This is a genomic window from Streptomyces anatolicus (assembly GCF_019400875.1).
Classification (GTDB): domain Bacteria; phylum Actinomycetota; class Actinomycetes; order Streptomycetales; family Streptomycetaceae; genus Streptomyces; species Streptomyces anatolicus.
Genome location: NZ_WMBF01000180.1, coordinates 1 through 12,380 on the forward strand (window position 1 = coordinate 1; position 12,380 = coordinate 12,380).

The 12,380-nt window shown below is 69.3% G+C and carries 11 protein-coding genes; 9 read left to right on the forward strand and 2 right to left on the reverse strand.

What is annotated here, in order from left to right; all coding sequences use genetic code 11:
• The first annotated feature begins 174 nt into the window (after positions 1 to 174).
• From GKQ77_RS17585 to GKQ77_RS17595, 3 genes are read left to right on the forward strand one after another with little or no spacing between them, the layout of a single operon-like run.
• Entirely contained in the window at positions 175 to 1,335 is a 1,161-nt protein-coding gene (locus GKQ77_RS17585) for a type III polyketide synthase (protein WP_219689731.1), read from the forward strand.
• Positions 1,336 to 1,344: 9 nt separating this feature from the next.
• Entirely contained in the window at positions 1,345 to 1,860 is a 516-nt protein-coding gene (locus GKQ77_RS17590) for an isoprenylcysteine carboxyl methyltransferase family protein (RefSeq protein WP_219689732.1), read from the forward strand.
• Positions 1,857 to 2,888 (forward strand): NAD(P)/FAD-dependent oxidoreductase, encoded by a 1,032-nt coding sequence (locus GKQ77_RS17595; RefSeq protein ID WP_219689733.1) that lies wholly within the window; start codon positions 1,857 to 1,859, stop codon positions 2,886 to 2,888. The genes GKQ77_RS17590 and GKQ77_RS17595 overlap by 4 nt, the downstream gene beginning before the upstream one ends.
• Positions 2,889 to 2,911: 23 nt before the next feature.
• Here GKQ77_RS17595 and GKQ77_RS17600 read toward each other — a convergent pair whose 3' ends face one another.
• Entirely contained in the window at positions 2,912 to 4,393 is a 1,482-nt protein-coding gene (locus GKQ77_RS17600; protein ID WP_258021478.1) for a peptidoglycan D,D-transpeptidase FtsI family protein, read from the reverse strand.
• 52 nt (positions 4,394 to 4,445) lie between these two features.
• Entirely contained in the window at positions 4,446 to 6,074 is a 1,629-nt protein-coding gene (locus tag GKQ77_RS17605; protein WP_219689734.1) for a penicillin-binding transpeptidase domain-containing protein, read from the reverse strand.
• Between the two features lie 206 nt (positions 6,075 to 6,280).
• Here GKQ77_RS17605 and GKQ77_RS17610 point away from each other — a divergent pair, with 206 nt between their 5' ends.
• The 6 genes from GKQ77_RS17610 to GKQ77_RS17635 all read left to right on the forward strand — a co-directional run.
• Entirely contained in the window at positions 6,281 to 7,246 is a 966-nt protein-coding gene (locus GKQ77_RS17610) for a LysR family transcriptional regulator (protein WP_308117698.1), read from the forward strand.
• Entirely contained in the window at positions 7,243 to 8,145 is a 903-nt protein-coding gene (locus GKQ77_RS17615; protein ID WP_219689736.1) for a serine hydrolase, read from the forward strand. The genes GKQ77_RS17610 and GKQ77_RS17615 overlap by 4 nt, the downstream gene beginning before the upstream one ends.
• A gap of 92 nt (positions 8,146 to 8,237) precedes the next feature.
• Complete coding sequence (locus GKQ77_RS17620; RefSeq protein ID WP_219689737.1) at positions 8,238 to 8,819, forward strand: hypothetical protein; 582 nt, start codon at positions 8,238 to 8,240, stop codon at positions 8,817 to 8,819.
• Positions 8,820 to 8,887: 68 nt separating this feature from the next.
• Positions 8,888 to 9,346, forward strand: coding sequence for a hypothetical protein (locus GKQ77_RS17625; RefSeq protein WP_219689738.1), 459 nt, complete (start codon positions 8,888 to 8,890; stop codon positions 9,344 to 9,346).
• A gap of 144 nt (positions 9,347 to 9,490) precedes the next feature.
• A complete protein-coding gene (locus tag GKQ77_RS17630) occupies positions 9,491 to 11,857 on the forward strand; it encodes an ABC transporter ATP-binding protein/permease (protein WP_219689739.1) in 2,367 nt (788 codons plus the stop codon).
• 11 nt (positions 11,858 to 11,868) lie between these two features.
• A partial coding sequence (locus GKQ77_RS17635) for a hypothetical protein (protein WP_219689740.1) occupies positions 11,869 to 12,380 on the forward strand: 512 nt, incomplete at its 3' end.

Consider the following 12,380-nt stretch of genomic DNA (forward strand, 5'->3'; position numbering starts at 1 on the left):
GCCCGCCGCCACGGCCAGGGCGGTCACGAAGATCGTCACGGCGAGCGCCGGCCCCGGATGACAAGAGCGCAGCAGCGCCGGAACGCGGCGTGTCGTACGGGAGGGAACTCCAGATGGGTGGAGAGACACGTGGGAAAGGTAATCAGTGCCGACCGTGCGGGAGGCATTACCGGCATGCGTGTCCCCGTGATCGTTGACCATGTCGTCCCCCTGTCCGCCGCGCCGGTCCGGACCTCCGCGCCCGCCACGGCGACCACGATCGCCGCCGTCCACACCGCGCTGCCCCCGCACCGTTACACCCAGGACGACCTCGTCGAGCCGATCGGGGACCTGTGCCTGCCCCCGGGGGCGGACCGTGCCCTCCTGCGCCGTCTGCACGCATCCGCCGGAGTACGCACGCGTCATCTCGCCCTGCCGATCGAGGCGCACGCCGGCCTCGGCGACTTCGGGCAGAGCAACGACGCGTGGCTGAAGGTGGGTCTCGAGCTGGGCGAGGAGGCCCTTACCGGCGCGCTGACGAGGGCAGGCCTGGACGCGGCGGACGTCGATCTGCTGGTGTGCGCCTCCATCACCGGCATCGCCGCTCCGTCGCTCGACGCCCGGCTGGCCGGGCGCATAGGGCTGCGGCCCGACATCAAAAGACTCCCTGTCTTCGGCCTGGGCTGCGCGGCGGGGGCCGCCGGCCTCGCCCGGGTCCACGACTACCTGTGCGGGCACCCCGACGACACCGCTGTGCTGCTCACCGTCGAACTGTGCTCGCTGACGCTCCAGCAGCGCGACGACTCCCGCGCCAACCTTGTCGCGGGCGCCCTGTTCGGCGACGGTGCGGCAGCGCTCGTCGCACGCGGCAGTGCAACTGGCGGCGGCACAACCCACGGCGGCACGGAACCGGAGGCAGCCGGGCCCTCCGTCGTCGCCACCCGCAGCCGCCTGTACCCGGACACCGAACAGCTTCTGGGATGGGACATCGGCGCCTGCGGATTCCGCGTCGTGATCGACGCCGCGGTCCCCGGCGTCGTGCGGGACCACCTCGGCAGGCACCTGCGTGCCTTCCTGGCCGAACACGGCCTCACCGTCGACGACATCGGGACCTGGGTATGTCACCCGGGAGGCCCCAGGATCCTCTCCGCGCTCACCGACGCCCTCGGCCTGCCCGACGATGCCCTCGACCCCACGTGGCGCTCCCTGGCGTCGGTGGGGAACATGTCCTCCGTCTCCGTACTGCACATCCTGGAGAACATCCGGGAGTCCCGTCGGCCCGAGCCCGGCACGTGGGGGCTGCTTCTGGCGATGGGCCCGGGATTCTGTTCCGAACTCGTCCTGTTGCGCTGGTGAGTGATGCCCATGACCTGGTTCACGCTTCTCGTACTCGCCGTCGCCGTTGAACGCCTCGTCGAACTGGTCGTCGCCCGACGCAACGCGGCACGCGCCTTCACCAGGGGCGGTGTGGAGCACGGGCAGGGCCATTACCCGGCCATGGTCGTCCTGCACCTAAGCCTGCTCGTGTGCTGCCTGCTCGAACCGGCGCTCGCCGACCGGCCGTTCCTGCCCGCCCTGGGGTGGCCCATGCTGGCGCTCGTCCTCCTGGCGCAGACCCTGCGCTGGTGGTGCGTCACCACGCTCGGGCCGTACTGGAACACCCGGGTGATCGTCGTTCCCGGCGCACACCTGGTCGGTGCCGGGCCCTATCGCTTCCTGCGCCACCCCAACTACGTCGCGGTCGTCATGGAGATCGCCGCCCTGCCGCTGGTGCACTCCGCGTGGCTGACCGCGGCGGTGTTCTCCGTCGCCAACGCGGTGCTGCTCACCGTGCGCATCCGTTGCGAGAACACGGCCCTCGGCCAAGCGGTGCCCGCGTGAGCGGCGGCCACGACCTGCTGATCGCCGGAGGCGGACCCGCCGGCCTCGCCACCGCCCTGCACGCCGCACGCGCCGGCCTCGACACCGTCATCGCCGAGCCACGCCCGGTCCCGGTCGACAAGGCGTGCGGCGAGGGGCTGATGCCCAGCGCCGTGCGGGCCCTCACCGCCCTCGGTCTTGAGGTCCCCGGCCACCCCCTCACCGGCATCCGCTACATCCAAGGGTCCCGCCAGGTGCAGGCCGCTTTCCGGCACGGCCCCGGCCTCGGTGTGCGCCGCACCGGCCTGCACAGCGCCCTGCACCGGGCCGTCCTGGACGCGGGGGTGCCCGTACTGCCTCTGCGGGTGGAGGAAGTACGACAGGACACCACAGGTGTGACCGTCCCCGGCACAGGCCTGCGCGCCCGGTGGCTGGTCGCCGCGGACGGCCTCCACTCGCCCGTACGCCGCTCCCTCGGGCTGGGGATGAAGCCCCGGGGAACACCCCGGTACGGACTGCGCCGGCATTACGCGGTGCCCCCCTGGTCGCCTTACGTCGAGGTGCACTGGGGAGCGCACGCGGAGGCGTACGTGACCCCGCTCGGCCCGGGACTCGTCGGCGTCGCCCTGCTGACGACCCGGCGAGCCCCCTTCGCCACTCAGCTGGAGAGCTTCCCCGAACTGGCGGCGCGCCTCGTCCCGGAGGCGGCCGTCACGGCGGTGCGAGGCGCGGGGCCGCTGCGTCAGAGAGCCCGCACCCGCGCCCACGGGCGGGTACTGCTGGTCGGCGACGCCGCCGGATACATCGACGCGCTGACCGGCGAGGGTGTCTCCCTCGCCCTCGCCGGCGCCGAAGCACTGGTCGCCAACCTGCGCCGAGGCACACCCCACCGCTACGAGAGTGACTGGAGCCGGGCGACGCGCCGCCACCGGCTCCTGACCGACCTCCTGATCAGGGCCCGCCAACAACCCATGCTCGCCCCACACATCATGCCTACGGCCGCACGCCTGCCACGCCTGTTCACCGCAGCGGTGAACGCACTGGCATGAGACTTCACCGAGGTCCCGCGAGGTCATCGATTCAGTACGGCCTTCATCACTGCTTTGGCGACAGGCGCGGCAAGCCGGCCGCCGCCGATCTCGGATGCGGAGATGTCCATGTCCTTGGGGTCGACGAATACGGCGACGGCGACAGGTGAGGAGCCGTCGCTCTGTTTCGCGTACGAGACGAACCAGGCGTAGGGGCGTTCGTCGCGGACATCGACGCCGTGCTCGGCGGTTCCCGGTTTTCCGCCGACGGTCATTCCGGGTATTTGGGCCTGGCCGGCGGTGCCCTCGAGGACGGTGTGTTCCATCATGTCCTGCACCTTTTGGGCGGTGTTCTCCGAGACGGCCTGGGCGTGGGGCTCAGGCTCGGCTTTCTCCAGCTCGTTCAGGTCCGGCCCGATGATCCGTTCGACCAGGTAGGGCTTCATCACCTTGCCGTTGTTGGCGATACCGGCGGTGACCATGGCCATCTGCAGGGGCGTGCTGCTCAGGCTGCCCTGGCCGATGCCGGTGAGTGCGGTCTGCGGCTTGTCGAGCCGGTCGGGATACGTTCCCGCCGCGCTGCGCACGGGGACGAAGTGCTCCTGATTGAAGCCGAACTTCTCGGCGGTCTCGCGCATGCGGTCGTTGCCGGTGCGCAGCGCGGCGTCCAGGAACACGTTGTTGCAGGACCACTGCAGGGCCGTCTTCATCGACACCTTGTCGCACTGGGCATCGGGTACGACGTTGCCGACCGTCCTGTTGCTCTGTGGCAGCCGGTAGGGGGACGGGACACCGGAAGGGGCCTCGGTGTCGGCGACCGTGCCGTGTTCGAGGGCCGCGGCCGCGGTCAGGATCTTGAAGGTGGAGCCGGGCGGGTAGCGCTCCCGGATCGCCCGGTTGCTCAGGGGCTTGTCCTCGTCCTTGTCGAGCCGGGTGAACCTCTTCCCGTCCTTGGCCGAGTCACCGGCGAAGGCGGAAGGGTCGTAGGACGGGGTGCTCGCCATGGCCAGGATCTTGCCGCTGCGGGGATCGAGGGCGACGACCGCGCCCTTGGCCTTCGGGCCGAGCCCTGTGAGCCCTTCGTAAGCGGCCTTCTGCGCCTTGGGGTTGATGGTGGTGACGATGTCGCCACCGGCGGGCTTCTTCCCTGTCAGCGCGTCGAAGGCGTTGTTCCGGAGGCGGGGATCGCGGCCGCTGAGGATGTCACGGTGGACGCCTTCGAGCATGGTGGCGCCCTGGGCCTGGGAGAGGTAGCCGGTGATGGGCGCGTACATGGCTCCGTCGGTGTAGACGCGTTTGTAGCGGAGGTCGGAACCCGGGTTCGGCTCGGAGCCGGTGATGGGCCGTCCGCCGACGATGATGTCGCCGCGAGGGCGGCTGAACGCCTCGATGAGGTTCCGCCGGTTCTCGGGCCGCTCGGCCAGCTCGTGGGCGGTGACGAACTGGATCCAGGTCGCCCTGATGAGTATGGCGAGTGCCGTCATCCCGCAGAGGACGGCGACGTGCCGCAGTGTCTTGTTGGTCATGTTCGCCTTACGAGCAGCGGTGCTGTGGGGGCCGGGGTGCCGTGACGGCGCATCAGGCGGGGTCCCGCGGGACTGCTTCGAGCAGGTGGCGGGCGACAGGCACCGCGGATTTCCCTCCGGTCACGCCGCCTTCGACCACGACGGCCACGGCCACGTTGCCGCGGGTGGTGACGACCCATCCGTTGTTGGGGGCGTCCTCGCTGACCTCGGCGGTGCCGGTCTTGGCGCCGACGTTTCCGGGCAGGTCCTTGAGTCCTCGGGCCGTGCCGTCGGTGACCGTGGACCGCATCAGGGAGCGAAGTTGGGCACGCACCTTCTGGGGCAGCGGGGTGGTTGTGGTCGTGTCCTTCTTGGTGGTGGTGATGGTGGGCTGGTGGAAGGAGCCGGAGGCGGCGGTCGCGGCGACGGAGGCCATGGTCAGCGGATTGCCCAGGACCCGGCCCTGCCCGATCATCGAGGCGGCCTTCTCCGTCTGGTCGCCGGGGCCCGGGACGGCGCCGTCGAAGGTGGGAATGCCCACGCTCCACTTCTGGCCGATGCCGAAGTAGGTGCGGGCGACGTCGCCCAGTTCGTTGTCGCCGACCTTGGTACGCAGGCTGATGAACCCGGTGTTGCAGGACTCGGTGAAGTTCTTGCGGAAGCTGGCGCCGGGGAACTCGGAAGTCTCGACGTTGTGGAACTGCTTGCCGACGGTGAGGTACTTGGGGCAGTCGACGGTGTCCTGTGGCGCGACGGCGTTCTTGAGCAGAAGCGCGCTGGTGGTGACGATCTTCCAGGTGGAGCCGGGGGCGTAGGTCCCGGAGAGGGCGCGGTTGAAGCCCGAAGCGGGAGAGTTGGCCACGGCGAGGATCTCGCCGTCGTCGATGCGCAGGGCGACGAGCGCGGCGTCCTTCCCGTCGGCTCCGGCGCCCAGGGCCCGGTCGGCGGCCGTCTGCCAGGCAGGGTCGAGGGTGGTGCGGACGGGCCGCCTGCTGGGCGGGGCAGATCGGCTGCCGAAGGTCACCTCAGTGGCGCTCACCGCGCCGGTCGTCCGGTCGATGAGCTCGATCGCCCCGCGCGGACCCCCCTCACCGGCCTGGGCGAGCTGGGTGAGCAGAGGCTTGAGGGACGGGCTGGTGTCCGCGGAGAGGGGGTCGCCGTTGCGGTCGGTGACCTGACGGTCGGCGGTGTCCTCCCGCTTGAGCCGGAACTTGTCGATGCTGCTCAGCCTCGGATGGACCAGCGGCAGGGACCAGGCGACCTTCCAGGAGCCGTCGTCCTGTCGGCGCACCGTGACATTGGAGTCGTAGGACCAGGTGCCCAGGCCCGTGACCGGCATCTTCGCCGCGAAGGGGACGGTGACGGTGCCGTCCTTCGCCGCGCGCGCCCGGCCTGCGGTCAGGTCCGGCTTGCTGATGTCCAGGCCGGTGGTGAAGCCGCGCAGAACGTCGCGCGCCCGGTCCGGTCTTGTGGTGCGGGCCCCCGCTTGCTCGGTGCGCCCCGCCGCCCAGTCGGCCAGGAACGCCCGGGCTTGGGAAACAGCCTCCGGGGCGGCATCCGGTTTGCCGGGGGCGAACGGCCCCCATTCGGTCGCGTACGTGCCGCCCGCGGCCACGGCGCAGGCGACGGCTGCCGCTATGGCGGGACGTATGAGACGGGAGCGCCCGCGGCGCGGGGTCTGTACGAGTTCGGTCTCAGGCATCTCGGGTCCTTGTGCGTCGAGGGAACAGCTGCCTGGGGTGGGGCACGGCCGCGAGGACGCAGGCGCCCCAACCAGCCGCGAGCACCAGGAACAGCGCTGACATGTGAGGAGGGGGAGGCATGGCCCAACAGGAGCACCAGGCGGTCCGGCATGTCCAATATGTGAATCGATCGCACAGCGATACTGATTCGATATCATTGCTGCTTGTGGACCTCATCGGGCATGTTCGGTGCTTCGTCGCTGTTGCAGAAGAAAGACATTTCGGCCGCGCCGCAGCGCGTCTGGGCATGGCCCAGCCGCCGCTTTCCCAACGCATTCAGCGCCTGGAGAGAGAGCTGGGCGTCCACCTGTTCGAGCGCAGCAGCCGCCAGGTCACCATCACCCGGAGCGGCACGCTTCTCCTCGAAGATGCGCGCGCGCTGCTCGCCCGAGCCGAGGCACTCCTGGTCGGCGCGGCCAGGATCAGGGACGGCCGCAGCGGCCTCCTGCGGGCAGCCGTGCCGTCCGACCTCGCCGGGGAGACCGTCGCGGCGATCCTGGCCGAACTGCAGCACGGCCATCCCGGACTCGAGCTGGAACTCCACGAGCTGTCCACCGCCGAGCAACTCGCCCGCCTCGCCTCCCACGACCTGGACGCGGGGCTGATCCACCACCCCTGCGACGTGACCGGACTGGACCTGGGCCCGGTCCTGCGCCGTGAGCTCGGCGTGCTGCTGCCGCGCGACTCCGCGCCTGCCACCCATGACGAAGTGCCGCTCCCCGCCCTCACGGGGTACGGCCTGGTGCTCTTCCCGCGTGCCGACGCCCCGGCGCTCTACGACGACCTGCTCACCACCTGCGCGCGCAACGGCTACACCCCCGATGTCGTCCGGCACGGCCAAGGAGACAGCTTCGTACGCGGACTGATCCTCTCCGCGCGTGCGGTCACCTTCATCCCACAGGACCGCGCCCCCGCACTCGACTCACCCGACTCCGCCGTCGTCTGGCGCCCCCTGGCAGGCGCCCCACTCGCCTGGCGCTACTCGGTAGCCTGGCCGCATGGCCGCAAGGACGCCGCTGCCAGCGCCTTCGCCGACGCCACTCCCCGCGCGCTGCACAGCACCGCCGGAGTGACCGCCGAACCGTCCCCGCGCCCGCTCCACCTGCGCCCGGCCTCGGAGTTCTCGCTGTGAACCACGCCCTGCAACGCATCCGCGCCGCGTTCGACGACGCCGGCGCCACCGGCTGGCTGCACGCCGTCGACATCGACAGCGGCGCGGAGATCGACGCACACGCCGACCGGACCGTCGTGACCGCCAGCGTCCACAAGCTCTGCCTGCTCCTCGCCCTCCACCAGCAGGCCGAACAGGGAGTGCTCGACCTGACCGAACGCGTCGAATGCGCACCCGGCGGCCGGGCCACCGGGCCTACCGGTATCGCCGCCATGCTCGATCCCGTCCGGATCTCCCTGCGGGACGCCGCCTACCTCATGATGGCCGTCAGCGACAACGCCGCCGCCGAAGTCCTTCTGGAACACATCGGCCTCGACGCCGTCAACGCCGCCACCGACCGGCTCGGCCTCACCCGCACCCGCGCGGTGCACAGCTTCGCCCAGATGCAGGCCACCCTCCGGGAGGACGCCGGTCCGGCCGGCGCGGCCGCCTTGACCGACCCCCACGTCATCGCCCGCCTGCGCGCACTGGATCCCGCCGCCACCAACCACAGCACTCCTCGCGACATGACCCGGCTCCTTGCCTCCGTCTGGCGCGACGAAGCGTGCGGCCCGGAAGGCTGCGCCGCGATCCGACGCCTCCTCGGCCTTCAGGTCTGGCCCCACCGCATGGCCTCCGGTTTTCCCTTCGACGATGTCCATGTAGCGGGAAAGACCGGCACCCTGCCCACCGTCCGCAACGAGGTCGGCGTCATCGAATACCCCGACGGCGGCCGATACGCCATCGCGGTCTTCACCCGCGCCGCCAACCCCGCGGCCACCCTCCCCGCCGTCGACGCCGTGATCGGCACCACCGCACGCATCGCCGTGGACGCCCTGCGTGCCCAACAACCTGGTGATTACCGGCGCACCCTGCAGTAACCGGATGTTTCAATTCCGTGGACATATCTGCCGTCAGCGCGGGGTAACCAAGCTTTCGACACCTACCCCTCTTCGAATCGCGAGGGCAGGGCATGGACAGCACCATTGCTGCGGCACTCATTGCTGGGGGCATGGCTCTCGTGGTGTTCTACTTGGGAAAGCGTAAAGAGGTGATCACGGAGCGCCTGAAAGACAGGCAGAAGCGCGAAGGTGAGGAGGAAGCGAAGAGAAGTAAGTACAACAACACGCTTGTCGACCACATGTGCACTATTCGAAATGCGTCACGCGATCACATCGCGGGCTTTATGTACATTCAGTTGCAAATCGAGAGTGCGGGTGACGGTCCAAGTCAGGAAGAGGTGCGGAGTATATTCACCGCCGTGCGTGGCACCATTTCGGTGCACACAGATGTTGCCCTGGAAGTAGGCCTGACCTTCCCGGCCGTCCGTGACGCATGGTTTCGCTTCGATGGCCTCCGGACGCAATATATGGAGGGGGTCGACGGTTACACATGTGATCGCAACTCCCGGCTCCCTGGCGAATTGCAACTTCTGCTTGATGAAGTGACAGCGGCGCGTAAGGATCTCGTGGAAGAGATGAAAGTTGCCGCCAAAAGGCTGGGCCGTTCGCTTCTCGTACGGGATGCCGATCTCGACGATCAAGGTGCATCTTGATAAGCGAGCTGCTACTTCCTGTGGTTGTCATGGTAGCGACAGCGTTCTATACGTTTATGTTGTATAGAATGAATCGAAAGAAGGCGTCCAAGGCATCTGCTACGCTCTTCGCCGGCATGCTGAAAGTACGCTCCCTCGGGGCCCCTCATGCTCTGTCGCTAGTCGCGCTTGCAGCAGAATGTGTGACCGAAAGCACGCGTAACGTGCGCAAGTTCGTTGACGTGTTGCCTGAGATGGAGAATCCCGCAGGCCCCCATGTGCTGATGTTGTATTACAAGCACAAGCCAGAAATTCGCGACATTCGCAAGAGTTGGACTGAGGCGGCCAACAGTTTGGGCTCGCATTTCCCTGACGTAGAAGTTGCCTGGCGTGATTGGGTTGCTGCTTACGGTGACATGACGAGGCTCGATCCTGGCGCAAGCCAAGAGGATGCGCAGCGCATTCTCGGCGAACTGATGGCGGCCAAAGGCCGTCTCATTCGTTCCTTATCAAATATTGTGCTATTAATATGCCTTCTTGAGTCCTGACTGGTCGAAAACCCATCTACCAGGGGCTTCACCTCTGTGTCAGGCCAACTGGCAAGCTGCCGAACCACTCATGCTCACCGGCCCGGTGGAGGCAGCCGGCGGCGACCTCAGGCGGAGATGCGGGCTAATGGGTAGAATTCTGGCATGGGGAAGCGGCCTGTGGCGCCGACTGCGCCCGAACTCGTGCTGGAGACCGACACCGGCTCCACGGTGATGAGTCCGAGCCGGGACTATCACGTGGGCCGCGACCCGCTGAGCGACATCGTCATCGACGACGCCCGCGTCTCGTGGCATCACGCCGTCCTCCACGCCGAGCTCGATCACTGGACCATCGAGGACGAGCACAGCACCAACGGAACGTATGCCGACGGGCGGCGCGTCGAGGAGGGGGAAATCGGGCCGGGCAGCGTCATCCGCTTCGGCAGCGTCACCGACGGCCCGCGCGCCGTGGTCGTCGGCCGCACTCCGCCCGAACCCCGCGCTCCCGAACGCCCCTCCTCCGTCAGCACGCCCTCGGCCACCGGCACCTTCCGGCAGCCGACGACCGTGCGCCCGCTGCCCACCCGCACCATCCGCATCGGCCGCGCCGACGACAACGACGTGGTCATCGACGACCTGGTCGTCTCCCGCCGGCATGCCGAACTGAGGGTCCTCCCGGACGGTACGTACGAGATCGTCGACCTCGGCAGCCACAACGGCACCTACCTCAACGGCCAGCCGGTGGACCGCGCCCCTCTGGCGCCGGGGGACATCGTCGGCGTCGGCCACCGCGCGTACTGCCTCGTCGGCGACCAACTGCAGGAGTACGTCGACACGGGCGAGGTGTCTCTCGACGTCCAGGGCCTGACGGTCACCGTCGACCGGGGCCGCAGGACACTCCTCGACCAGGTCTCGTTCCCCGTCGGCGAGAAGTGCCTGCTGGCCGTTGTCGGACCCAGCGGCGCGGGAAAGTCCACCCTGCTCAACGCCCTCACCGGGCTGCGCCCCGCGGACGGCGGCACCGTCCTCTACGACGGCCGCGACCTCTACCGCGACTACGCGGAGCTGCGCCAGCGCATCGGCCTCGTACCACAGGACGACATCCTGCACGCCCAGCTGACCGTGCGCCGCGCCCTCGGCTACGCCGCCGAACTCCGCTTCCCCCAGGACACCGAGCGGGCGGAACGCCGGGCCAGAGTCGATGAGGTCATCCGCGAACTCGGCCTGGAACAACGCGCCGACCAGCCCATCCACAGCCTCTCCGGCGGCCAGCGCAAACGCGTGAGCGTCGCACTCGAACTGCTCACCAAGCCCTCGCTGCTCTTCCTCGACGAGCCCACGTCCGGGCTCGACCCCGGTATGGACCGCTCGGTGATGCACATGCTGCGCGGCCTCGCCGACGACGGCCGCACGGTCATCGTCGTCACGCACAGCGTGCTCAGCCTCGACGTGTGCGACCGGCTCCTCGTCCTCGCCGCGGGCGGGAAGATCGCCTATTACGGGCCGCCGCGGGACGCGCTGCCGTTCTTCGGCTTCCCGCAGTGGCCGGAGGCGTTCGAGGCCTTCGAAGGCGACCGCGACCGGGACTGGGCACGGGACTACCACCTCTCTCCGCTGCACCAGCGCTACATCGTCAACTCCTCCGCGCAGCCGTACCTGACGTCCCTCCCGCAGGACGGCACGGCCACCCCCGGCTCCTTCGCGCCGCCGCCGAAGCCGCAGAGCTGGGGATCCCAACTGCGCACGCTGGTGCGGCGGTACGCGGCCGCGCTCGGCGCGGACCGCACGTTCCTCGCCATCATGATCGCCCTGCCGTTCGTGATGGGCGCCATGGCCCGCGCGCTGGCCGGAAGCCGGCTCACACAGGAGACGGCGATGAACGCGCTGCTCATCCTCTGCGTCGGTGGAGTCCTGACCGGTGCCGCCAACGCGGTGCGCGAACTGGTCAAGGAACGCGTCATCTACCGGCGGGAACGGGCGGTGGGGCTCTCCAGATCGGCGTATCTGATGTCCAAGGTCGTCGTCCTCGGCACGGTCACGGTGCTCCAGGCCGTCGTGCTGACCCTCGTCGCTCTCCTCGGCGTCGACCTCAACGCGCCCGGCGGCGACGGGGTGTTGCTGCCACCGCTGGTGGAAGTCACCCTCGCGGTGGCCCTGCTGGCGTTCACCGCCATGATGCTGGGCCTGCTCGTATCGGCGCTGGTGCGCAAGGAAGAGGTGACGATGCCGCTGCTCGTCTTCCTCGCCATCGTCCAGGTGGTCTTCTGCGGCGCACTCCTCAAGCTGAACGGTGTGCCCGGCGTCGAACAACTGGCGTGGCTGGTGCCCTCGCGCTGGGCGCTGGGCGCCATGGCGGGCACCATCGGCCTCGGCAGGATCGTCCCGGGCGAACTGACCACCGACCCGCTGTTCCGGCACTCCGCGGGTGTCTGGCTGCTCAACATGGGGATGCTGGTGGTCCTGTCGGCCGTCTTCGGATATGTGGTCGCCAGGCTGCTGCGCCGCCATGAACCCGCCGTGATGCGGAAGTAGGAGCGCCGGCGATGACCACCGCGGACTTCCGCCCCACCCATGTGGTTCCCCAGGACGGACTGCCCGCCTGGGAGGCGCCCGACGTGGAGCGTCCGACGACCCCCCTCGACGCGCTGCTGCCCGTGCAGCTGGTCGACCGGCTCGGCGACTGGGGCCGGATCGTGTGCGCCAACGGCTGGTCGGCATGGGTCGACGGCCGGCTCCTGCTCGCCGTGCCGCGCGATCCACCGGGCGCGAGCGGCCCCCTGACCCGCACGGCGGACCCGCGTCCGCTGTTGACCAGGACCGAGGACGCCCTCGGCCGCTACCGGAGTGCGGTGGAGGACCTGGCGGGCGGCGGCGACGGGGAGTCCTTCCGGCGCGGGACGCACGGGCTGCGGGTGGGCGTGGTCGTCGAGGGCGAATCGTTGTGGCTCTACGACGCCGACCACGAGCGGTGGGTGTACTGCGACGGAACGCGGCTCAATACGTACGCGGCGACGGAAGGGCCCGCCACCGAGGGGCACGGCGATGACCACGAGGC